This is a genomic window from Nocardioides jiangsuensis (assembly GCF_019679455.1).
In the GTDB taxonomy this organism is placed as follows: Bacteria; Actinomycetota; Actinomycetes; order Propionibacteriales; family Nocardioidaceae; genus Nocardioides_C; species Nocardioides_C jiangsuensis.
On the sequence record NZ_JAIEZQ010000001.1, the window covers coordinates 964022 to 986720 of the forward strand.

14 protein-coding genes are annotated in these 22699 nt (G+C 72.7%); 6 read left to right on the forward strand and 8 right to left on the reverse strand.

The features are described 5' to 3' along the window. Positions 1-25: 25 nt before the first annotated feature. The 3 genes from K1X13_RS04505 to K1X13_RS04515 are packed head-to-tail and all read right to left on the reverse strand — an operon-like array spanning position 26 to position 4803. Entirely contained in the window at positions 26-1603 is a 1578-nt protein-coding gene (locus K1X13_RS04505; RefSeq protein WP_221023797.1) for a hypothetical protein, read from the reverse strand. Positions 1604-1607: 4 nt separating this feature from the next. Then, the gene (locus tag K1X13_RS04510; protein WP_308249394.1) at positions 1608-2315 is read right to left on the reverse strand and encodes an ABC transporter ATP-binding protein; all 708 of its coding nucleotides are present in this window, start codon (positions 2313-2315) and stop codon (positions 1608-1610) included. Between the two features lie 49 nt (positions 2316-2364). Continuing rightward, on the reverse strand, positions 2365-4803 hold the full coding sequence (locus K1X13_RS04515) for a SpoIIE family protein phosphatase (protein WP_221023798.1): 2439 nt from the start codon (positions 4801-4803) through the stop codon (positions 2365-2367). 104 nt (positions 4804-4907) lie between these two features. On the opposite strand from K1X13_RS04515, the gene K1X13_RS04520 reads away from it, so the two are divergent. Both K1X13_RS04520 and K1X13_RS04525 read left to right on the forward strand, forming a co-directional pair. Continuing rightward, on the forward strand, positions 4908-10700 hold the full coding sequence (locus K1X13_RS04520; RefSeq protein ID WP_221023799.1) for a HAMP domain-containing protein: 5793 nt from the start codon (positions 4908-4910) through the stop codon (positions 10698-10700). Further along, positions 10697-11347 (forward strand): response regulator, encoded by a 651-nt coding sequence (locus K1X13_RS04525; protein ID WP_221023800.1) that lies wholly within the window; start codon positions 10697-10699, stop codon positions 11345-11347. The genes K1X13_RS04520 and K1X13_RS04525 overlap by 4 nt, the downstream gene beginning before the upstream one ends. Positions 11348-11393: 46 nt before the next feature. Here the strand turns inward: K1X13_RS04525 and K1X13_RS04530 are convergent, their stop codons facing one another. Then, positions 11394-13619, reverse strand: a complete 2226-nt coding sequence (locus tag K1X13_RS04530) for a 3-hydroxyacyl-CoA dehydrogenase NAD-binding domain-containing protein (RefSeq protein ID WP_221023801.1) — start codon at positions 13617-13619, stop codon at positions 11394-11396. 34 nt (positions 13620-13653) lie between these two features. Continuing rightward, positions 13654-14865 (reverse strand): acetyl-CoA C-acetyltransferase, encoded by a 1212-nt coding sequence (locus K1X13_RS04535; protein ID WP_443678913.1) that lies wholly within the window; start codon positions 14863-14865, stop codon positions 13654-13656. Positions 14866-15022: 157 nt separating this feature from the next. Between K1X13_RS04535 and K1X13_RS04540 the strand changes: the two genes are divergently transcribed. Next, complete coding sequence (locus tag K1X13_RS04540; protein WP_221023803.1) at positions 15023-15748, forward strand: MerR family transcriptional regulator; 726 nt, start codon at positions 15023-15025, stop codon at positions 15746-15748. A gap of 71 nt (positions 15749-15819) precedes the next feature. Beyond that, positions 15820-16980: a CaiB/BaiF CoA transferase family protein gene (locus K1X13_RS04545; protein ID WP_221023804.1), complete on the forward strand. Its 1161-nt coding sequence runs from the start codon at positions 15820-15822 to the stop codon at positions 16978-16980. A gap of 8 nt (positions 16981-16988) precedes the next feature. Here the strand turns inward: K1X13_RS04545 and K1X13_RS04550 are convergent, their stop codons facing one another. Further along, positions 16989-17633, reverse strand: coding sequence for a DUF305 domain-containing protein (locus K1X13_RS04550; RefSeq protein WP_221023805.1), 645 nt, complete (start codon positions 17631-17633; stop codon positions 16989-16991). A gap of 38 nt (positions 17634-17671) precedes the next feature. Beyond that, positions 17672-18205, reverse strand: a complete 534-nt coding sequence (locus K1X13_RS04555; protein ID WP_221023806.1) for a DUF4396 domain-containing protein — start codon at positions 18203-18205, stop codon at positions 17672-17674. Positions 18206-18341: 136 nt separating this feature from the next. Between K1X13_RS04555 and K1X13_RS04560 the strand changes: the two genes are divergently transcribed. Together K1X13_RS04560 and K1X13_RS04565 are read left to right on the forward strand one after the other, a co-directional pair. Further along, positions 18342-18953, forward strand: a complete 612-nt coding sequence (locus K1X13_RS04560) for a PadR family transcriptional regulator (protein ID WP_221023807.1) — start codon at positions 18342-18344, stop codon at positions 18951-18953. Next, complete coding sequence (locus K1X13_RS04565) at positions 18950-20980, forward strand: NADPH-dependent 2,4-dienoyl-CoA reductase (RefSeq protein WP_221023808.1); 2031 nt, start codon at positions 18950-18952, stop codon at positions 20978-20980. The genes K1X13_RS04560 and K1X13_RS04565 overlap by 4 nt, the downstream gene beginning before the upstream one ends. Positions 20981-21326: 346 nt before the next feature. Here K1X13_RS04565 and K1X13_RS04570 read toward each other — a convergent pair whose 3' ends face one another. Further along, the gene (locus K1X13_RS04570) at positions 21327-22562 is read right to left on the reverse strand and encodes an IS110 family RNA-guided transposase (RefSeq protein WP_225914766.1); all 1236 of its coding nucleotides are present in this window, start codon (positions 22560-22562) and stop codon (positions 21327-21329) included. Between the last annotated feature and the right edge of the window lie 137 nt (positions 22563-22699).

Sequence of the window (22699 nt, forward strand, 5' to 3'; positions counted from 1 at the left end):
CCACAGGGGACGGACCGGACCGAGGTCAGCCGGCGACGGTGGCGATCACCAGGGAGCGGCGCTCCGGGTCGGCCCACTCGCCGGAGACCCGGACCAGCCGGTAGGCCGAGAACAGCACGAGGGGCAACGCGAGCAGCACCGACCAGCGCCAGTCCGGGGCCCGCGAGGTGGCGATGAAGACCATGCCGGTGAAGGTGGTGGCGAAGGCCAGCCGCGCGGAGTAGCCCACCATCACCAGCGGCGGCGCCGGGGTGGCCCGCGCGCTGCGCATGTCGACCGCGAACGGGCGCCGCACCGACCACCGCAGCGACCCGGAGACCGCCTGCATCGTGACCACGACCGCCGCGCAGAGCACCGCGACCAGCTCGGGGAGCGTCGGCAGCCCGGCCCGGAGCGAGGCGAGGACCAGGGTGCCCGCGGTGGCGAGCAGCAGCACCTCGAGCAGCACCAGCACCCGGGAGGTGAACACGAGCAGCGGCGAGACCGGCAGGCTGTCGCGCCACAGCGCGCCCCGCCCGTCGAGGCACCAGGAGTTCACCCCGAACAGCAGCGCGCCGCCCGAGGCGACCAACCCGGGGAGGATGGTGAGCATCTGCCAGTCGAGGGCGCCGGCCAGCGAGACCAGACCGGGCAGCAGGGCGAGGACCGCCATCCCGCGGCGCAGCGGCACCGACCGCCAGATCCCGGCCCGGTCGGTGCGCAGCAGCGCGACCAGGTCGGAGGCAGGGTGCGCGCGCGGCGGACGGACCGAGCTCTCCACGCGCAGCTCGTCGCGGGCCGGCCGGCGGGAGACCGCCCGGGCGAGCACTGCGCCCAGCACCACGGCCGCCAGCCCGGCGGCGGCGAGGATCGCGACCGTCCGCAGCCAGAGCAGCCAGCGGCCCTCGGACCCGTCGAGGGCGGCGAGCAGGACCCGCACCGTGGGCGCCTCGTCGAGCAGCGGGACCAGCCGGTCGGTGGCGACCAGGACGGCGGCGGCCGCGGCCAGCCCCGCGACGGTCCCCCGCACCACCCAGGCGCCACGGGGCCCCCGTCGTACCCACTCCGCCGCCCACGAGATCACCTGGGCCAGCGCGGTGGCCACGAACAGCCAGAGCAGCACCGGCACCTGCGCCGCGAGCAGCCCGGTCGGCCCGACCACGAAGGCGGTCGCGCCGAGCACCACCCAGCTCTGCAGCAGCCAGGCGATGTTCAGCGGCGCCATCAGCAGCGCGCCGAGGTGGTCGGTGGTCGAGCTCACCGGGAACGCGACGCCCTGCTCGCGGGTCATCAGCTCGCGCCCACCGCCGGACGCCGCCGACGACACGACGGCGATGACCAGCACACCGAGGTACGCCGACGGCAGCAGCAGCATCACCTCGGTGGACTCGAGCACGCCCGAGCCGGCAGAGCCCGCGGCACCGGCGAGGTACGCCGGCAGCCACGCGGCCAGCACGGTCAGCGTGCCGATCAGGAGGAACCCGAGGGCGGCCACCCGCTTCGCACCGCCGCGCAGGCCCGCCGCGCGGAACCGGAGCAGCGGCAGCACGTCCCGGGTCGCCTCGACCCCGCCGGAGAGCACGCGCCGGGGCGCGAGCCGCCGGGTCCGCGCCGCGCGAGGCACCGGCTCAGTCGAGGAGGGCACGGTAGGCACCGGCACCTGCCTCACCGCTCATCTCCCGCGCGGGGACCGCCGCCACTGCCGAGCCGCCGCGCAGCACGATCGCGTGCTCGCAGGCCTCGACCGCGAGCTCCCGCAGGTGGGTGGAGACCAGGACCGCCGCGCCGCGCGCCCGGGCGTCCGCGATCACTTCCATGGTGGCCTCGACGCCGAGGGGGTCGACGCCGTCGAAGGGCTCGTCGAGCAGCAGCACCCGCGGCTCGTGGAAGGCGGCGAGCACCACCGACATCCGGCGGCCCATGCCGTGGCTGAACCCGGCGGTCACCCGGTGCGCGGCGCCGCCGAGGTCGAAGCGCTCGAGCAGGTCGCGGGCCCGCTCCTCCCAGCCGTCCGGGAGCCGGCGCAGGCGCGCGGCGAGCTGGAGGTGCTCCCAGGGTGTGGCCCGGGGGACGAGCCCGCCCACGTCGGGGCAGTACCCCGTCAGCCGCTTGACCGCGAGCGTGTCGGTGCGGACGTCGTGGCCGGCCACCTCGACCAGCCCGCCGGTCGGTGGGATGACGCCGGCCAGCACGCGCATCGTCGTGGACTTGCCGGCGCCGTTGCGGCCGAGCAGGCCGGTGGAGCTGCCGGCGGGCACGCGCAGGTCGATGCCGCGCACGGCATCGACCTGGCCGAACCGCACCCACAGGGCGGAGACGTCGACGAGAGAGCTCACCCGTCCGATTGTCCCTACTCGCCCGGCGAAGTACGACGAATCGGTGAAATCACCCGGCCGGGGTGACCCGGATCGCCAGCACCGCCATGTCGTCGGCCTGCGGGCCGGGGGCGAAGTCGCCGACGAGACGGCGGATGCGTTCCGCCACCGCCTGGGCCGGCAGGTTCCCGGCCTCGGTGAGGTCCGCGGCCAGCCCCTCCTCCTCGAGCATGCGGCGCCCCTCGCGCCGCTCCAGCACGCCGTCGGTCACCGCCACCAGGAGGTCGCCGCGGTCGAGGACGTACTCGTCGGCCAGGAAGGTCACCTTCTCGATGACGCCCAGCAACGGCTGGGGACGGCCGACCTGGCCGACCTCCCCCGTCCGCCGTACGACGAACGGCAGCGGGTGCCCCGCGCTGACCAGGCTCATCCGGAGCCGCCCACCGCCGTTCTCCTCGAGCGTCCCGCAGACCAGGGTGAGGAAGCGCGACCGCTCCCCCTCCTCGAGGATCGCCGCGTTGAGCCGCTCGAGGATGTCGGCGACCGGGAACCCCGCGAGGCCGAGCGCCCGAATGGTGTGCCGGGCCAGGCCGGTGACCGCGGCCGCCTCGGCACCGGTGCCGCAGACGTCGCCCACGGCGAAGCACCAGCGTCCTCCGCCGAGCGGGAACACGTCGTAGAAGTCGCCCCCGGCCAGGCTCCGCTCGCCGGCGGCCTCGTACACGACGCCGACGTCGAACTGGGGCGCCGAGGGCAGCGCCGCCGGGAGCAGGCTGCGCTGGAGCGCCTCACCGACGGCCTGGAGCTCGCCGTGCGCGCGGGCGTTGTCGATCGCCAGCGCCGCGCGGCGGGCCACCGACTCCGCGACCACGCGGGCCTCCCCGTGCAGCGGGTCCCCGGGCGGACGTCCCAGGGTGAGCTGGCCGATGCGCCGGCCCCGGGCGACCAGCGGGATGCCGAGCACCGCCGCCCGGAGCCGCTCGTCCCGGGATTCGCCGATCCGCGCGGGAGGCGTCTCCTCCAGCACGGCCCGCAGCGACGCCACGGCCCGTTCGTCGCGGTGCCAGACCTGCTGGAGGACGGGGTGGCCGCGGACGTCGTCGAGGTGGACCGCGCACCAGGTGGCGAGCCGAGGTACGACCACCTGCCCCGTGATCGCCATCGTCATGTCCTGGTCCAGGGAACCGGCCAGCAGGTCTCCGGTCTCGGCGAGGAAGGTGAGCCAGCCACGTCGTTCGCGCTCCGAGACCCGCAGCCGGGCGCGGTCGGCGGCTCCCGCCACGGCCGTGCCGATGCGCTGGAGGAGGACGGCCTCCTCGTCGCTGAAGCCGGCGACCCGGTCCGACGCGACTCCCAGGGCACCGACGACCCTGCCCTCGGTGACCAGAGGCGCCAGCAGGAGCGAGCGCAGGCCGTTCTCGCCGAGCCACGACCCGCCGTTCGCGGCCAGGTCGGGCAGGACCACCGGGAGGTGCGGGTTCCGGGGGTCCGGCGCCCCGGTGACGCCCGGCTCGAGCCGCGTCCCCCGGAGACCGGCGTCCAGGCCGCTCACGGTGGTGACCTCGAAGTCGGTGTCGGGATCCCGGGCGAGGAGCAGGTACGCCGCCTGGGCGGACAGCCGGTCGCGCGCCCGCTCCACGACCAGCTCGAGGTAGGGCTGGATGCCGAGCCGGTCCAGCGCGTCCTCGCGCAGGCCCAGCGGGTCGCCCCCTGCCGGCGCCGTACGGGCCCGCGGCTCCGGCCACTCCACCAGGGCGCGCCGGGCGGCGGGCACGAGCAGCATCACCGACCCCTCGCGGGGTGCGAGCGCAGTCCGGGAGACGAAGACCCGGGCGTGTGCCCCGGACCTCCGACGCACGGTGCACAGTCCCTGCCACCGCTGGTCGGCCCAGGAGGGTACGTCGGAGCGTGCCCCGGCCGTCGACCCCCGGTCGTCGGCCGCCACGAGCTCCCGCCATGGCCGGCCCCGCACCTCCTCCGCCGTCCAGCCCAGCATCCGCTCGGCATCGTGGCTCCAGGACGTCACCTCGCCGGCAGGGGACAGCGCGACCACCGCGACCCCGACGTCGTCCGGCTCCGCCGCCCGCCCGCGCTGCGACGGGGCCGCCGGAGCCGGGGTCTGGGGCGGGACGCTGCTCCGCTCGATCCTCACCCAGACCCGTTTCGCCCCCGCCGAGTAGTCCACGCCCCAGGCCCCCGCCAGCGCGGCCGCGATGAACAGGCCCCGGCCGTGCTCGGCGTCGTCCGAGGGCCCGTCCACCCCCAGGGGCAGGGCACGGCGCGGGTGGAGGTCCTCCACCTCGAGCCGCAGCCCCTGGACGTCGAGCTCCAGGGCGACCCGCACCGGCGTGCCCGCGTGGACGACGGCGTTGGTGACGAGCTCGCTGGTCGCCAGGACCGCCTCGTCGGTGAGGTCTTCGGCGCCCCAGTCCTCCAGGGCCCGCCGGACGAACCGACGGGCCTGGGCGACGGACTGCCCCTCCGGGGCGAACGTGCGCTGAGTGTGCATGACTCGGGTCGGCACCCTCTCTCGACTATGCCCCCGACTCCTGACATGGTGACAGACTGACGGGACGGGGGGCCGTGACAGAGGAGACCGGGGATGACCGAAGCATGACAAACCCCCCACCCCAGGAGAAGCGCACGACGAAGAAGTCCGTCGTCGCGCAGCGGCGTCCTGCGGACGCGCCGTCCGACGGCGTCGACGAGGCTCAGCTGCGGCGTCTGCTGGACGCGATGACCGCGATGCGCGACGGCAACTTCCGCAAGCGGATGACCGTGCGCGGTGAGGGCCTGCTGGCGGAGGTCGCCGCCGTCTACAACGAGATCGCCGACCGCCAGCAGCACCTCGCCTCCGAGCTGATCCGCGTCCAGCGGGTCGCCGGACGCGAGGGCCGTCACAGCGAGCGGCTGAACTCCGGCCTCGGCGAGGGGTCCTGGGCGAAGTCGATCGAGGCCGCGAACGGGCTGGTCACCGACCTGGTGCGACCCACCGGCGAGTTCGCCCGGGTCGTCGCGGCCGTGTCCGAGGGCGACCTCACCCAGCGCATGGACGTCCAGGTGGACGGTCAGCCCTTGCGCGGGGAGCCGCTCAAGCTGGCCCGCAGCGTCAACGGTCTAGTCGACCAGCTCTCCTCGATCGCCGACGAGATCACGCGGGTCACCCGGGAGGTCGGCACCGAGGGCAAGCTCGGCGGCCAGGCCCGGGTGCGCAGCGCCGACGGCAGCTGGCGCGACCTGATCGACGCGGTGAACACCATGTCGACCCGGCTCACCACCCAGGTCCGCGACATCGCGCTGGTCACCACCGCCGTCGCCAACGGCGACCTGTCCCGCACCGTCACTGTCGAGGTCTCGGGCGAGATGGCCCAGCTGAAGGCGACCGTGGACCGGATGGTCGACCAGCTCTCGTCCTTCGCGGTCGAGGTCACCCGGGTCGCCCGCGAGGTCGGCACCGAGGGGCGCCTCGGCGGCCAGGCCGACGTCCGCGGGGTCAAGGGCACCTGGAAGGACCTCACCGACTCGGTCAACATCATGGCCTCGAACCTGACCAGCCAGGTCCGGGGCATCTCCTCGGTCGCCCAGGCGGTCGCCCGAGGCGACCTCAGCCAGCAGATCACGGTGACCGCGCGGGGCGAGGTCGCCGAGCTCGCGGAGACGCTGAACTCCATGACCGCGACGCTGCAGACCTTCGCCGACGAGGTGACCCGGGTGGCCCGGGAGGTGGGCACCGAGGGGATCCTCGGCGGCCAGGCCGACGTCCCCGGGGTCGCCGGCCGGTGGAAGGACCTCACCGAGTCGGTCAACTCGATGGCCGACAACCTCACCGCCCAGGTGCGCGACATCGCCCAGGTCACCACCGCCGTCGCCCGCGGCGACCTGAGCCAGAAGATCACCGTGGACGTGAAGGGCGAGCTGGCCGAGCTGAAGAGCACGGTCAACGTCATGGTCGACCAGCTCTCCGCGTTCGCCGCCCAGGTCACCCGGGTGGCCCGTGAGGTGGGCAGCGACGGCATCCTCGGCGGCCAGGCCGACGTACCCGGGGTGGCCGGCACGTGGAAGGACCTCACCGACTCGGTGAACTCGATGGCGAGCAACCTGACCAACCAGGTCCGCAACATCGCCCAGGTCACCACCGCCGTCGCCCGCGGCGACCTCAGCCAGAAGATCACCGTCGACGTGCGCGGCGAGCTGGCCGAGCTGAAGATGACCGTGAACACGATGGTCGACCAGCTCTCGGCGTTCGCCGACGAGGTGACCCGCGTGGCGCGCGAGGTGGGCGGGGAGGGACGTCTGGGCGGCCAGGCCGCCGTCCCCGGTGTCTCGGGCACCTGGCGCGACCTCACCGACTCGGTGAACTTCATGGCCGGCACGCTGACCGCCCAGGTGCGCAACATCGCCGAGGTGACCACCGCGGTGGCCCGCGGCGACCTGACCCGCACCATCACCGTCGAGGCGCGCGGGGAGATCCTCGAGCTCAAGAGCACCGTCAACACCATGGTCGACCAGCTCTCCGCGTTCGCCGACGAGGTCACCCGCGTGGCCCGCGAGGTCGGCACCGAGGGCCGGCTCGGTGGCCAGGCCGACGTCCACGACGTGTCGGGCACGTGGAAGGACCTGACCGAGAACGTCAACATGATGGCGAGCAACCTGACCGCCCAGGTGCGCAACATCGCCCAGGTGACCACCGCGGTCGCCAGCGGCGACCTGAGCCGCAAGATCACCGTCGACGCCCGCGGCGAGATCCTCGAGCTCAAGAGCACCGTCAACACCATGGTCGACCAGCTCTCCGCGTTCGCCGACGAGGTCACCCGCGTGGCCCGCGAGGTCGGCACCGAGGGCATCCTCGGCGGCCAGGCGCACGTGCCGGGGGTGGCCGGCACCTGGCGCGACCTCACCGACTCGGTGAACTCCATGGCGAGCAACCTGACCAACCAGGTGCGCAGCATCGCGACGGTCTCCACCGCGGTCGCGCGCGGCGACCTCAGCCAGAAGATCGCGATCGAGGCCCGCGGCGAGGTGGCCGCGCTGGCCGGCACGATCAACGCGATGGTGGACACCCTCCGGGCCTTCGCCGACGAGGTCACCCGCGTCGCCCGCGAGGTCGGCACCGAGGGCATCCTCGGCGGCCAGGCGCAGGTGCGGGGCGTGGCGGGCACGTGGAAGGACCTCACCGACTCGGTGAACTCGATGGCCGGCAACCTGACCAGCCAGGTGCGCAGCATCGCGCTGGTCACCACCGCGGTCGCGCACGGCGACCTGACCCAGAAGACGTACGTCGACGCGCGCGGCGAGATCCTCGAGCTCAAGACGACCGTGAACCGGATGGTGGACCAGCTCTCGTCGTTCGCCGACGAGGTCACCCGCGTGGCCCGGGAGGTCGGCACCGAGGGCAAGCTCGGCGGCCAGGCCGAGGTGGCCGACGTGTCCGGAACGTGGCGCAAGCTCACCGAGAACGTCAACCAGCTCGCCGGCACGCTGACCACCCAGCTGCGCGCGATCGCCGAGGTCTCCACCGCGGTCACCCAGGGGGACCTCAGCCAGCAGATCACGGTCGAGGCGGAGGGGGAGGTCGCCGAGCTCAAGGACAACCTGAACCAGATGATCGACAACCTGCGCGAGACGACGCGGGCCAACCTGGAGCAGGACTGGCTGAAGACCAACCTGGCCCGGTTCACCGGCCACATGCAGGGCGGGCGGGACCTCCTCGACGTCACCCGGCTGATCGTCAGCGAGCTCACCCCGCTGCTCGGCGCGAGCCAGGGCTCGTTCTTCCTCAGCGAGACCGGCCCCAGCGGCGAGCGCGGCTCGCTGCGGCGGATCGCGTCGTACGGCTACCGCCGGCGCAAGGGGGTCCCCGACCGGTTCCGCTTCGGCGAGGGGCTCGTCGGGCAGGCCGCGGTGGACAAGGCCCCGATCCTGCTGACCGGCGCGCCCAGCGACTACATCCGGGTCAGCTCCGGTCTCGGCGAGGCGCCCCCGGTCGCGCTCGCGATCCTGCCCGTGGTCTTCGAGGACCAGGTGCTCGGCGTGGTCGAGCTGGCGTCGTTCTCCCCGTTCAGCGCGGTCCACGTGCAGTTCCTCGAGCAGCTGATGGAGATCATCGGTGTCTCGTTGAACGCCATCATCGCCAGCTCGCGCACCCAGGAGCTGCTCGTGGAGTCGCAGCGGCTCGCCTCCGAGCTCCAGAGCAAGTCCGGGGAGCTGCAGACCCAGCAGGCGGAGCTCCAGCAGACCAACGCCGAGCTCGAGGAGAAGGCCCGGCTCCTGGCCGCGCAGAACCGTGCCATCGAGATCAAGAACCTGGAGATCGAGGACGCGCGGCGCGGACTCGAGGAGCGGGCCGAGCAGCTCGCACTCTCCTCCCGCTACAAGTCGGAGTTCCTCGCGAACATGTCGCACGAGCTGCGGACGCCGCTGAACTCCCTGCTGATCCTGGCCAAGCTGCTGTCGGAGAACGCCGAGGGGAACCTCAACCCGCGGCAGGTGGAGTTCTCGCGGACCATCCACAGCGCCGGCACCGACCTGCTCCAGCTGATCAACGACATCCTCGACCTGTCCAAGGTGGAGGCCGGGAAGATGGACGTCCACCCCGCCGACGTGGCCGTCTCCGGGATCGTGGAGTACGTCGAGGCGACCTTCCGGCCGCTCACCACCGAGAAGGACCTCGGCTTCGCCGTCACGGTGGATCCCGACGTGCCCCGCTCACTGCTCTCCGACCAGCACCGGCTCCAGCAGGTGCTGCGCAACCTGCTGTCCAACGCCGTGAAGTTCACGACGGCCGGGCAGGTCACCCTGGAGATCCGCACCGCGTCCGGCGAGCGGTTCACCACCCGGACGCTGAACGACGCGGACCAGGTGGTGGCGTTCTCCGTGGCTGACACCGGGATCGGCATCCCGCCCGACCACCTGCGGGTGATCTTCGAGGCGTTCCAGCAGGCCGACGGCACGATCAGCCGGAAGTTCGGCGGCACGGGGCTCGGGCTCTCGATCAGCCGGGAGATCGCCCGCCTGCTCGGCGGCGAGATCCACGCCGAGAGCCAGCCGTCGCGCGGCAGCGTCTTCACCCTCTACCTCCCGCTGCGCTACACGGGAGACTCCGCGCTCAAGCCAGCTCCGGACGACGCGCAGCATGCAGTGAGGCCCGACGCCATGGCGGCCCTCGGCCCGATGGAGCCGGCCGAGGTCGACGAGGTCGACGACGACCGGGAGACGGTCGGCCGCGACGACCAGGTGCTCCTGGTGGCGCTGACCCGTCTCCACCTCCGCCGCGCCGCGGTCGACCTCGGGCGTGCCCGGGGGTTCAAGGTGGTCGCCGTCGCGCGGGCGACCGACGCGGTCGCGGCCGCGCGGCAGCACCGACCCGCCGGCATCGTGGTGGGGATGGACCTCACCGCGCGGGACGGCACCTCGCTGCTGCGCACCTTCAAGACCGACCCGGAGACGCGGCACGTCCCCACGGTCGCGGTGCACTCCGCCCGCGCCGCCGACGACGTCCACGTCGGCCGGCAGGCCGGCGCGCTGCGGATCGTCGAGGAGCCGGTGACGCCCGAGACCCTCGAGGCGGGCCTGGACGAGCTCGGCGCCTACATCGCCCGGAAGACCCGGTCCCTGCTCGTGGTCTCCAGCGAGGCGGTCGAGGAGACCTCGGCCGTCGTGGCGCTGTTCGGCGCGGTCCCGGACGTCGACCTGCACCTGGTCAGCAGCGTCGCGGACGCCACGACCGCGCTCGACACCCGGCGGTTCGACTGCGTGGTCGTGGACCTCAAGCTCGCCGGCGGCAGCTGCTTCGACCTGATCAAGTGGATGCGCTCGCGCAAGGCGCAGCAGGGGGTTCCGGTCGTCGTGAGCGCCGGCCCGAAGCTGAACGGGCGCGACAAGACCCGCCTGCGTCACTATGCCGAGTCCATGGTCGTGAAGTACCCGACGTCGGTAGGCCGCCTGATCGACGAGGTCGCGCTCTTCCTGCACCGGTCCGACGTCGAGATCCCCGAGCTGTCCACCCCCTCCGAGCACCACGCCGGCGGCGACCTGTTCGAGGGCAGGCGCATCCTCATCGTCGACGACGACGCCCGCAACGTGTTCGCGCTGGCCAGCGCCCTGGAGGGCCACGGCATCGACGTGGTGTACGCCGACAACGGCGAGGCGGGCATCGAGGCGCTGCAGCAGCAGCCGGACATCGACCTGGTCCTGATGGACGTGATGATGCCGGGGATGGACGGCTACACCGCGATGCGCGAGATCCGCAGGATCCCCGCCTTCCGCGACCTGCCGGTGATCGCGCTGACCGCGAAGGCCATGCCGGGCGACCGCGACAACAGCCTCGACGCCGGGGCGTCCGACTACGTCACCAAGCCCGTCGACGTGGACGACCTCCTCGCCCGGTTCCGGACGTGGTGGACATGACCGAACGGGCCCGGATCCTCCTCGTGGACGACCGGCCGGAGAACCTGCTGGCGCTGGAGGCGATCCTCGGCTCGCTGAACCAGATCCTGGTCCGGGCGTCGTCGGGCGAGGAGGCGCTCCGGGCGCTGCTCAAGGACGAGTTCGCGCTGATCCTGCTCGACGTGCAGATGCCCGGCATGGACGGCTTCGAGACCGCGGTCCAGATCAAGGCGCGGTCGCGGACCAAGGACATCCCGATCATCTTCCTGACCGCGGTCGACACCGACGAGCACAACGCCTACCGCGGCTACGCCGCCGGGGGCGCGGACTACATCACGAAGCCGTTCGACCCCTGGGTGCTGCGCGCGAAGGTCGAGGTCTTCGTCGACCTGTGGGTCGCCGGGCGCCGGCTGGCGACCCAGGCCACCTTCCTCCGGAAACGGCTCGAGGACACCAGCCCGGTGGACGTGCTCGCCGAGCTCGGGGAGCGGCTGGCGCTCGTCGAGGAGTCGGTGCAGGAGGTCCGCGGGAGGCTCGCGGACGACGGCGAGTCGGCCGAGGAGTCGCTGGCCGTGCTCGAGCGCCGGGTCGCCTCGATGCGGCAGGCCCTCGACGTGCTGGACGAGGGCTCGCACGTCTCCGGCCTCACCCGTCGCGAGTTCGGGTGAGGCCGGAGCGCAGAGGTAGGGGTCGGGCGGGGGCTCGGACTGCGGCTCAGGCGGGGAACCGCTCGCCCTTCTCCGCCTTGTCGACCACGACCGCCGGGGGCTCGAAGCGCTCCCCGTACGTCGACGCGAGCTCCCGGGCGCGCGCGACGAACCCGGGCAGGCCGCCCTCGTAGCCCTGCATGTACTGCACCGTGCCGCCGTACAGCGGGGGGAACCCGATGCCGAAGATCGAGCCGATGTTCGCCGCGGCGGAGGACTCGATGACGCCCTCCTCGAAGCAGCGGGCGGTCTCGAGCGCCATCCGGAACAGGTAGCGCTCCTGGACGTCCTTCAACGGGACGTCCGCGCCGCCGCCGGCGGTGAAGTGCTCGCGGAGACCGGGCCAGAGGCGCTTCTTCCCGCCGTCCCGGGGGTAGTCGTAGAACCCGGCGCCGGCCGCCTTGCCCTTGCGGCCGAACTCCTCGACCATCCGGTCGATGACGTCCGCGCCGGGGGCGTCCGGCACCGGCCTGCCCTCGCGCTCGGCGGCGTCGGCGGCGGCCTTGCGGATGCTCTGGGTCAGGGTCAGCGACACCTCGTCGAGCATCGCCAGCGGCGGCGCGGGGAAGCCGGCCATCGTCGCGGCGCGCTCGATGGTCTGCGGGTCGACTCCCTCGCCGAGGAGCGCGGCGGCCTCGGTGAGCAGGGTGCCGTAGACCCGGCTCGTGTAGAAGCCGCGGCTGTCGTTGACCACGATCGGGGTCTTCTTGATCTGCTGGACCACATCGACGGCGCGGGCGACCGCGGCGTCCGAGGTCTTCGCGCCGCGGATGATCTCGACGAGCGGCATCTTGTCGACCGGGGAGAAGAAGTGCAGGCCGATGAAGTCCTCGGGCCGGTCGACGCCCTCGGCGAGCTCGGTGATCGGCAGCGTGGAGGTGTTGGAGCACAGCAGCGCGTCGCGGTCGACCACGTCGAGGATCTCCCCGAACACCTTCGCCTTCAGACCCGGGTCCTCGAAGACGGCCTCGATCACCAGGTCGCAGCCGGCGAGGTCGGTCGGCTCCCCGGTCGGGGTGATCCGGGCGAGCACCTCGTCGCGCTGCTCGGCGGTCATCTTGCCGCGGTCGACCGCCTTGTCGAGGAGCGTGGCCGAGTAGGCCTTGCCCTTCTCGGCGTTCTGGACGCTGACGTCCTTGAGCACCACGTCGATGCCGGCGCGGGCGGCGGAGTAGGCGATGCCGGCGCCCATCATCCCGGCGCCGAGGACGCCGAGCCTGGTGGCGGTGAACGGCGGGACGCCCTCGGGGCGCAGCGCGCCCGAGCCGATCGCCTGCAGGTCGAAGAAGAACGCCTGGATCATGTTCTTCGAGTTCTGCCCGACGATGAGGCTGGTCAGGTAGCGCGACTCGATCCGCGAGGCGGTGTCGAAGTCGACCTGGGCGCCCTCGACGGCCGCGGACATGATCGCCTTCGGGGCCGGGTAGTCCGCGCCCTTGGCCTGCTTGCGCAGGTTGGCCGGGAACGCCGGCAGGAACGCCGCGAGCTTCGGGGTGGACGGGGTCCCGCCGGGGATCTTGTAGCCGGGGCGGTCCCACGGCTGGGTGCGGGCCTCCTCCTCGTCGCGGTGCGCCCGGATCCAGGCCTTGGCGGTCGGGAGCAGCTCGTCCTGCGAGGACACGAGCTCGTCGACGATGCCCTTCTCCAGCGCCTGGGCCGGCTTCATCTTGGTGCCGGTCAGCAGCAGGCCCATCAGCGCGTCGGAGAGGCCCAGCATCCGCACGGTGCGGGTGACGCCGCCGCCGCCGGGCAGCAGGCCGAGGGTGACCTCCGGCAGGCCGAGGTCGTAGCGTGCGTCGACCGCGACCCGGTGGTGGCAGGCGAGCGCGATCTCGAGGCCGCCGCCGAGCGCGGCGCCGTTCACCGCCGCCACGACGGGGCGGCCGAGGGTCTCGAGCCTGCGCAGCTGCGCCTTGATCTCCTCGGCCATCGCGAAGATCTCCGGGGCGTCGTCGGGGCCGGCCTCCACCATCCGGCGCAGGTTGCCACCCGCGAAGAAGGTCTTCTTGGCGCTCGCGACGACCACGCCGGTGACGTCGTCGAGCTCGGCCTCGAGCCGGGCGACCGCGGCCCCCATGCCGTCCTTGTACAGCTCGTTCATGGTGTTGGCGCTCGAGGTGGGGTCGTCGAGGGTGAGGACGACGATCCCGTCGACCTCGCGCTCGTACCGGACCGCGCTCCGCTCACCGGGTGCCGCGCTCGTCGTGGTCCCGGTCGTGTTCTGCTCAGTCATCTGGTTGCTTCCTCAGGTCCGTGGTGTCCGGTGGTCAGATGCGCTCGACGACGGTGGCGATGCCCATGCCGCCGCCGACGCAGAGCGTGGCCAGGCCGTAGCGCAGGTCGCGCCGCTCGAGCTCGTCGACGAGGGTGCCGAGGATCATCGCGCCCGTCGCGCCGAGCGGGTGGCCCATCGCGATCGCGCCGCCGTTGACGTTGACCTTCTCCGCCGGCAGGTCGAGGTCCCGCATGAAGCGCATCGCCACCGCGGCGAAGGCCTCGTTGATCTCGTAGAGGTCGATGTCCTCCGGGGTGAGGCCGGCCTTCGCCAGCGCCTTGCGCGAGGCGGGGGCGGGACCCGTGAGCATGATGGTCGGGTCGGCGCCGGACACGGCGGTGGCCACGACCCGCGCCCGCGGGGTGAGCCCGAGGTCCGTGCCGACCGCCTCGCTGCCGATCGCGACGAGAGCCGCGCCGTCGACGATCCCGGAGGAGTTGCCGGCGTGGTGCACGTGGTCGATCTCCTCGACCCAGTGGTACTTCTCCAGCGCGACCGCGTCGAACCCGCCCTGGTCGCCGATCGTGGCGAAGGAGGGCTTGAGGCCGGCGAGGGACTCCACGGTGGTCCCCGGGCGGATGAACTCGTCGTGGTCGAGCACGGTGACCCCGTTGAGGTCCCTGACCGGGACCACGGACTTCGCGAAGTAGCCGTTGGCCCAGGCCTTGGCCGCGCGGGCCTGGGACTCCACGGCGAACGCGTCGACGTCCTCGCGGGTGAAGCCCTCGAGCGTCGCGATCAGGTCCGCGCCGATGCCCTGCGGGACGAAGTCGGTGGCGAACGCGGTGGCCGGGTCCATCGCCCAGGCGCCGCCGTCGGAGCCCATCGGCACCCGCGACATCGACTCCACGCCGCCGGCGAGGATCAGGTCCTCGAAGCCGGAGCGGACCCGGGCGGCGGCCTGGTTCACCGCCTCGAGCCCGGAGGCGCAGAACCGGTTCAGCTGCACGCCCGCGACGGTCTCGGGGTACCCGGCCGCGAGCACGGCCGTCTTCGCGATGTCCCCACCCTGGTCGCCGAGCGGGCTGACCACGCCGAGCACCACGTCGTCCACGCGAGCCGGGTCGAGGCCGGGGTTGCGGTCCTTGATCTCGTCGAGCAGGCCGACGACCAGGTCGACCGGCTTCACCTCGTGCAGCGAGCCGTTCTTCTTGCCCTTCCCGCGCGGGGTCCGGATTGCGTCGTACACGAATGCCTGTGGCACGTCAGCCATGAGGTGTCCCAACTTCTCGGCGGGGGTGAGGCCGACCCCGCGGCGGGGCCAGTGGAGATACCCGATTGTGACACTCATACTGTTAGCGTCGTCAACCGAACCGCGCATGTGATCTGCGTCGCTCCCCCACCGGAGGACTGAGCCACCGATGACCGACACCGTCGACTCCGTCACCGACCTCATCACGCTCGACGAGCTGAGCAGGCGGGTCGGGATGAGCGTGCGGAACATCCGCTTCTACACGACCCGCGGCCTGGTGCCGCCGCCGATCCGCCGCGGCCGGTCGGGCTACTACACGAGCGAGCACGTGGTCCGCCTCGACCTGGTCCGCGAGCTGCAGACGCACGGGTTCACGCTGGCCGCGATCGAGGGCTACATGGCTCGGATCCCCGCCAACGCCACCCCGGAGACGATCGCCCTGCACCGGACCCTGCTCGCGCCGTGGATGGCCGACCTGCCGGAGACCGTCTCCCGCAAGGAGCTGGTACGACGGGCGGGGCGGCCGCTGAGCGAGGACGACCTCGACACGCTGAACGCGCTCGGCATCGTCTACCCGACCAAGCAGGGGAAGTACCAGGTCGCCGTCGCCCACCTCTCGGTGGGCGTGGCGCTGCTCGACCTGGGCATGCCCTTCGAGGCGGCCCTCGCGGCGCAGGACATCTTCACCGCGCACGGCCGGGCGATCGCCGACGAGCTCACCGAGCTGTTCCGCACCCGCGTGTGGCCGGCGTACAAGGAGACCGGCGCCCCGCCGGAGCACCTGCGCGAGCTGGTGGAGAAGTTCAAGCCGGTCACGGTGGCCGCCCTGGTCGCGGCGTACGAGAGCGCGGTCGACGAGACCAAGCGCGAGTCCGTGGCCCGCCGCTCCCGCTGACCCGCCGGTGACCCGGCCGCCGGGACGGGACCTCTCGCGACCATGACAGTTCTGGTGTCACAATCATCGGCATGACTGACTACGCACTCGGACAGGGGACGGGACCGCTGCGCGGCCTCCGCGTCGTGGAGCTCGCCGGGATCGGACCCGGCCCGCACGCCGCCATGCTGCTCGCCGATCTCGGCGCCGACGTGGTGCGCGTCGAGCGACCCGGGGGCGCGACGAGCGCCGGCCCGCGGGAGACGGACCTGCTCACGCGCGGGCGTCCGAGCGTCGCCATGAACCTCAAGGACCCTGACGCGGTCGCGACCGTGCTGGACCTGGTGGAGGGTGCCGACGTGTTCCTCGAGGGGATGCGCCCCGGGGCGGCCGAGCGGCTCGGGCTCGGGCCGGAGGAGTGTCACGCCCGGAACCCCCGGCTCGTGTACGCGCGGATGACCGGCTGGGGCCAGGACGGCCCGCTCGCCCCGACCGCCGGGCACGACCTGAACTACATCGGGCTCTCCGGGTCGTTGCACGGCCTCGGACAGAGCCCGGAACGGCCGATGTTCCCGTCCAACCTGCTCGGGGACTTCGGCGGCGGGTCGACGTACCTGGTGATCGGCGTCCTCGCCGCGCTCCTCGAGGCACGCGCCAGCGGACGCGGGCAGGTGGTGGACGCCGCGATCGTCGACGGCTCCGCGCACCTGAACGCGATGCTGGCGAGCATGATCGCCAGCGGCGGCTGGCGGGAGGAGCGCGCGGCCAACCTGCTCGACGGCGGGATGCCGTTCTACGACGTCTACGAGACCGCCGACGGCCGGCACATGGCGGTCGGGTCGCTCGAGCCGCAGTTCTACGCCGAGCTGGTCGAGCGGCTCGGGCTCGCCGACGCCCTCCCGGACCGGTACGACGTCGCGCAGCACGACACGCTGCGCACCGCGCTCGCGGAGCGTTTCCGGGAGCGCACCCAGGCCGAGTGGGCCGAGGTGTTCGACGGCAGCGACGCCTGCTGCACGCCGATCCTCCCGCTGACCGAGGCGGCGGAGCACCCGCACCTGAAGGCCCGGGGGACGTACGTGGAACGGGACGGGCTGCTGCAGCCCGCCCCGGCTCCGCGGTTCTCGCGGACCGCGCCGACGCTCAGCACGGGGCCGAGCGTCCCGGGCGGCCAGTCACGGGCCGCCCTCGAGGCGTGGGGGGTGTCCGGCGTGGACGCCCTGATCGAGTCCGGGGCCGTCGTCCAGCCCTGACCGACCGGTCAGCTGCGGGCGATGTCCTCGAGCTGCTCGATCTCCCGGGTCTGCGCCTCGATGATGTCGCGGGCCAGCTGGTGCGCCTCGGGGTTGACCCCCTTCTCGAGCTCCACCTCGGCCATCTCGATCGCGTCCTCGTGGTGCTCGATCATCATCAGCGCCCACATCGAGTCGAAGTCGTCGGGCCGCACGTCCTCGAGCCGTTCGAGCGCCTCGCCGTCCATGCCGGACATCCCGTGGCCCATCAGCCCGGAGTCGGGCAGGTCCTCGCCCCAGGTCTCGAGCATCTGCTCCATCAGGCCGATCTCCCGCTCCTGCGCGGTCTCCATCCGGGCCGCGAGGTCGGCCAGCTCGTCGGAGGCGCCGTGACGCTCGACCATCTCGACCATCCGCAGCGCCTGCGCGTGGTGCGGGATCATCTCCTGGGCGAAGGCGACGTCGTCCTCGTCGTGCCTCTCCGAGACCTCCACCGCCGGCCCCGACGGCTCGGACCGCTCGGACCGGTCGGAAGGTCCGGGGCCCATCCCCATCCCGCCGTCGCCCATGCCCATCCCGCCGGGGTCGTCGCCGCCGCACCCGGCGGCCCCGAGGGCCAGGACCACCGCGGCCGCGGTCGCCGCGACCACCCGGGCCGTTCCTCGTGCTCTCATCGCACTCACCTCTCCACGTCCTCAGCGCCCGACCGGGCTCAGTGGTGGTACTCGTGGACGACGGCGTGGCCCTTGCCGCGCCCGATCATCGCCTTGTTCACCGGCACGGTGACCACGAAGGCCACCGCCAGCGAGAACGCCAGCGCCGCCCAGAACACCCAGTTCGCCAGGCCGGCGCCCATCGCGCCGGGGACGGTCACCATCACCGCGTTGTCGACGATCTCCATCACCAGGATCGACACCGTGTCGGCGGCGAGGGCGACCTTGACCGCGCTGCGCAGGTCCAGGCCCGCCCGCCGGACCGAGGTGACGGTCAGCAGGTAGCCGAAGAAGAACGCCAGGGCGACCGCCAGGGCCACGCTCGGGACCGCGGACCAGCCCCACCAGGTGGCCAGGACCATGCCCAGCACCTCACCGATCGCACACCCGGTGAGGCAGTGCAGGGTCGCCGAGATCGCGGTCCCCCAGGAGGAGTCCGCGCCGTGCCGGGCGTGGGCGCTCATCGCGTCGTGACCGTGCGGCTCGTACGCCGCGTCCGTGCCGTGCTCGTGCTTCGTGTCCGTGGGTTCCATGCGCACAGGTATACCCCCTGGGGGTACCTGGACGCAAGGGTCTTCCGACCGTGAAGTCCCCTCGCCGGGCCGCAGTGAACACCGTCACGTCTGCAACTAGTTGCACATGTGCCGCGGGCCCGCCACGCTGTCCTGCATGGCACTCGAGCACGCGATCCTGGTCTCGCTGCGGGAGCGTCCCGCGGCCGGGCTCGATCTCGCGCGCCGGTTCGACCGCTCCATCGGCTTCTTCTGGAGCGCCACGCACCAGCAGATCTACCGGGTCCTCGCGCGCATGGAGGCCGACGGCTGGGTCAGCTCGGTCGGCGTCGCGCAGCGCGGGCGGCCGGAGAAGAAGGTGTACGACGTGACCACCGCCGGCCGCGCGGAGCTGGCCTCCTGGCTCGCGCGGCCGATGCCTCCGGAGAAGTTCCGCAGCGAGCTCGCGGTGCGGCTGCGCGGCGCGGCGTACGGCGACCGGCAGGCAGTCCTCGACACGGTCCGGGAGCAGCTCGCCGACCACCGCACCCGGCTGGCGCACTACGAGCAGCTGGCCGCCCGCGACTTCCCGGACCCCGCCGGGCTCACCGGCCGCGAGCTCGACGTCCACCTGGTGCTCCGCGGCGGCATCCGCCTCGAGCGGTTCTGGGTCGACTGGCTCACCGAGTACCTCCAGGCCCACGGCGCCGCCCCCGAGCCCGGGCACGGCACCGACCACGACACCGACCCCGGCCCCGCCGCCCCCGACGTCGAAGGACCCGACCGATGACCGACTTCCCCCACCTACTCGAGCCGATCACCCTCGGCGGCACCACCCTGCGCAACCGCGTCGTGATGGGCTCGATGCACACCGGCCTGGAGGACCGCGCGAAGGACCTGCCCGCGCTCGCGGCGTACTTCGCCGAGCGGGCCCGCGGCGGCGTCGGGCTCATCGTCACCGGCGGCTACGCCCCCAACGTCCGCGGCTGGCTCACGCCGTTCGGCTCGATGATGACCCGCTCGCGGCAGGCCGACCGGCACCGCGCGGTCACCGACGCGGTGCACGCCGAGGGCGGCGCGATCGCGCTGCAGGTCCTGCACGCCGGGCGGTACGGCTACACCCCGCTGAACGTCTCGGCTTCGGCGGTCAGGTCGCCGATCACCCCGTTCAAGCCGAGCGCGCTGTCCACCCGGGCGGTCGACCGCACCGTCGACGACTTCGTCCGCGCGGCCACCCTGGCCCGCCGGGCCGGGTACGACGGGGTGGAGATCATGGGCTCGGAGGGCTACCTGATCAACCAGTTCCTCACCGCGCGCACCAACCACCGCACCGACGCCTGGGGCGGCACCGCCGAGAAGCGGATGCGCTTCCCCGTGGAGGTGGTCCGCCGCACCCGCGAGGCGCTCGGCGACGACTTCCTGGTGATGTACCGGCTCTCCCTGCTCGACCTGGTCGAGGGCGGCCAGACCTGGGACGAGGTGGTCGCCCTGGCGAAGGCGCTCGAGGAGGCCGGCGCCTCGGTCCTGAACACCGGGATCGGCTGGCACGAGGCGCGGGTGCCCACGATCCTCACCCAGGTCCCTCGCGGCGCCTGGGCCCGGACCACCGGCCGGCTGCGCCCCGAGGTCGGCATCCCGGTGTGCGCGTCGAACCGGGTGAACACCCCCGACCTCGCCGAGCAGATCCTCGCCGAGGGCCAGGCCGACCTGGTCTCGATGGCCCGGCCACTGCTGGCCGACCCCGAGTTCGTCGCCAAGGCGGCCGCCGGGCGCGCGGACGAGATCAACACCTGCATCGCGTGCAACCAGGCCTGCCTGGACCACGTCTTCGCCAACAAGCACGTAAGCTGCCTGGTCAACCCCCGCGCCGCGCGCGAGACCGAGCTCGTGCTGCTGCCGGTGCCCAGGCCGCGGGCGCGCCGGGTCGCGGTGGTCGGCGCGGGCCCGGCCGGTCTGGCCACGGCGGTGTCCGCGGCCGAGCGCGGCCACGAGGTCACCCTGTTCGAGGCCGCCGCCGAGGTGGGCGGACAGTTCCGGCTCGCGATGCGGGTCCCCGGCAAGGAGGAGTTCGCCGAGACGCTGCGCTACTTCTCGCGGCGGCTCGAGGTGCTCGGCGTCGACGTACGCCTCTCCACCCGGGCCACCGTCGACGACCTGACCGGGTTCGACGACGTGGTGGTCTCGACCGGCGTGCTCCCCCGCGTTCCGGAGCTCGACGGGATCGACCACCCGAAGGTGGTGTCGTACGCCGCCGTGCTCGACGGCTCGGTGGTGCCCGGCCGGCAGGTCGCGGTGATGGGGGCAGGGGGTATCGGGGTGGACGTCAGCCATTTCCTCACCCACGACCTCGACGAGGACCTCGACGCGTGGATGGCGCACTGGGGCGTCGGCGACCCGGCCCTGCACCCGGGCGGCCTCACCGAGAAGAAGCCGCGGACCCCGGCCCGCGAGGTGCACCTGCTCCAGCGCAAGTCGTCCGCGATCGGCCGGAACCTCGGCAAGACCTCGGGCTGGGCGCACCGCGCGGTACTCAAGGACTCGGGCGTGCGGATGGTCACCGGCGTGACCTACGAGCGGGTCGACGACGCCGGGCTCCACGTCCGCGTGGGCGGCGGGGACGGCGACCCGGGCGAGGCCCTCGTCCTCGACGTGGACCACGTGGTCGTGTGCGCCGGACAGGAGTCGGAGCGGTCCCTGTACGACGCCCTGGTGGCCGCCGGGGTCCGGGCCCACCTGGTCGGCGGGGCCGACGTGGCGGCGGAGCTCGACGCCAAGCGGGCGATCCTCCAGGGGACCGAGGTGGCCGCACGCCTCTGACCGGGTGTGTCCTTCTTGAGTGCGACCGCGGAGCAGCCGCGGCTTCGGGCGCACAGCCGGAGGTGGACACCAGATTCCTGGTCGCCCCCGCCGTGGTCAGCTGGAGGAGTCGTGCCCCCGCTGGTGTGGGCGGTCAAAGGTCGCCTTGGGGTCCCGAAGTCGGTGGAGCGTCCTCGACGAATGAACTCGGCGGCAGAGCCGCTGACCCATTCGGGGCGCGGCTCAAAGAGTCCTGGCGCGGTCCGGACGAACATTCGGACACCGAAGCCCACGCGTTAGCCGCATGCGACAAACCAATCCAGTCCTGTAACCGGGCGAGGGCCGTCATTCCGGCTCCCCTCTGTTGTCAACCGGTCGCCGGGAGAGGTTGCTTCAACGTGCTCTTCCGGCGCCGGAGGGGGCGTTGTAGCGTCGACTGCGCGGGTCCGGGAAGTGGCTGATCCGAAGTGTCGATGTGCGGGGGAAGGTCGACCGCGCTGGATTCTAGAGACGCCCCGCAGTGCCCTCCCGGGCCCGCGCTTCCCGTCTCAGCAGCTGCGTCCGGCTCGGCGGCTGTTGTCGCGGCTTGGGCGTCGGTGACGAGCTGCCGGTAGACGGCGTCGGAGATCCGCCGCTTCAGGCAGCGCATGGCTTCCATCCGGGACTTCCCGGCAGCGAGCTTGCGGCGGTAGTAGGCACGACCCTCGGTGTCGAGCCGGATCTGGGTCGTTGCCGCGATGTGCAGCACCCGGTTCATCCGACGGTTCCCGGCGCGGGACAACCGGTGGCGGGTCTGCTCTCCGGAGGACGCGTCGAGCGGCGCGGTGCCGGTCCAGGACGCGAAGCGGTTGCGGTCGGCGAAACGGGTCACGTCGCCGACGTCGGCCAGGATGCGTGCGGCCACGATGGGACCGACGCCGGGGAGGTCCATCAGGTGGGAGCCGCGCTCCTTGACGATGGCCCTGATCTCGATGGTCAGCGCTTTGACCTTCTTCTCGGTCGCGACCAGGTCGGCCAGCTCCTCGGCAGCGAGTTGGCGACGGGTCTTCCCGGCAACGTCGCGGGGACGCACGCTGGCGAGGATCGCCCTGGCCTGCAGGGCTGTGAGGTCTTTCTTCGCCTTGCCGGGGGTGAGCTCGGCAAGCAGGCGATGCAGACGGTTCACGGTCTGCACTCGTCGACTCGACAGCTGGTCGCGGTGGTCCACGAGCATCCGCAGTGCCTCGAGCTGCCCGTCCGGGGCCAGTACGCGCAGGTTCTTCGCGCGGACCGCGGCGACCGCTACCGAGTGGGCGTCATGGGCGTCAGTCTTGCGACCGTGGCCGGTGTCCAACAGCCGGGCACGGGCGGCCAGCTTGGCCGGGATATCAACGACGCGCTCGCCGGCCTCCAGCAGACGCTGCGCCAGCGGACGGCCCACCCCAAGGCCGCCCTCGACGGCCCACTCCCGGTCTGGCCACTGGCTGACGTACTTCCGCATCGCGGCGTAGCCGGCCTTGTCGGTAGTGAACCTGCCCGACCCGAGAAGGTTCTCGTGTCGGTCGACAACCTCGATGGTCACTGACAGTTTGTGGGGATCGACCCCGATAACGACTCTCTCCATGTGATGCACCCGCACTCTGCCGTGGACGGAATGGACGGCGAGGTGGGCATCGCTACTACGAGCAGGGCAGTCCCCTCTTGAGCCACGCCTCGTCACGGCGCTCGGCGGTCCGCACACCGGAATAGAGCCACACCCCA

What these genes read in the sequence shown, in the direction of transcription:
- K1X13_RS04515 (WP_221023798.1), bottom strand. Translation starts at nt 4,803, where the DNA reads ATGCACACTCAGCGCACGTTCGCCCCGGAGGGGCAGTCCGTCGCCCAG.
- K1X13_RS04520 (WP_221023799.1), top strand. Translation starts at nt 4,908, where the DNA reads ATGACAAACCCCCCACCCCAGGAGAAGCGCACGACGAAGAAGTCCGTC.
- K1X13_RS04525 (WP_221023800.1), top strand. Translation starts at nt 10,697, where the DNA reads ATGACCGAACGGGCCCGGATCCTCCTCGTGGACGACCGGCCGGAGAAC.
- K1X13_RS04530 (WP_221023801.1), bottom strand. Translation starts at nt 13,619, where the DNA reads ATGACTGAGCAGAACACGACCGGGACCACGACGAGCGCGGCACCCGGT.
- K1X13_RS04540 (WP_221023803.1), top strand. Translation starts at nt 15,023, where the DNA reads ATGACCGACACCGTCGACTCCGTCACCGACCTCATCACGCTCGACGAG.
- K1X13_RS04545 (WP_221023804.1), top strand. Translation starts at nt 15,820, where the DNA reads ATGACTGACTACGCACTCGGACAGGGGACGGGACCGCTGCGCGGCCTC.
- K1X13_RS04550 (WP_221023805.1), bottom strand. Translation starts at nt 17,633, where the DNA reads ATGAGAGCACGAGGAACGGCCCGGGTGGTCGCGGCGACCGCGGCCGCG.
- K1X13_RS04555 (WP_221023806.1), bottom strand. Translation starts at nt 18,205, where the DNA reads ATGGAACCCACGGACACGAAGCACGAGCACGGCACGGACGCGGCGTAC.
- K1X13_RS04560 (WP_221023807.1), top strand. Translation starts at nt 18,342, where the DNA reads ATGGCACTCGAGCACGCGATCCTGGTCTCGCTGCGGGAGCGTCCCGCG.
- K1X13_RS04565 (WP_221023808.1), top strand. Translation starts at nt 18,950, where the DNA reads ATGACCGACTTCCCCCACCTACTCGAGCCGATCACCCTCGGCGGCACC.
- K1X13_RS04570 (WP_225914766.1), bottom strand. Translation starts at nt 22,562, where the DNA reads ATGGAGAGAGTCGTTATCGGGGTCGATCCCCACAAACTGTCAGTGACC.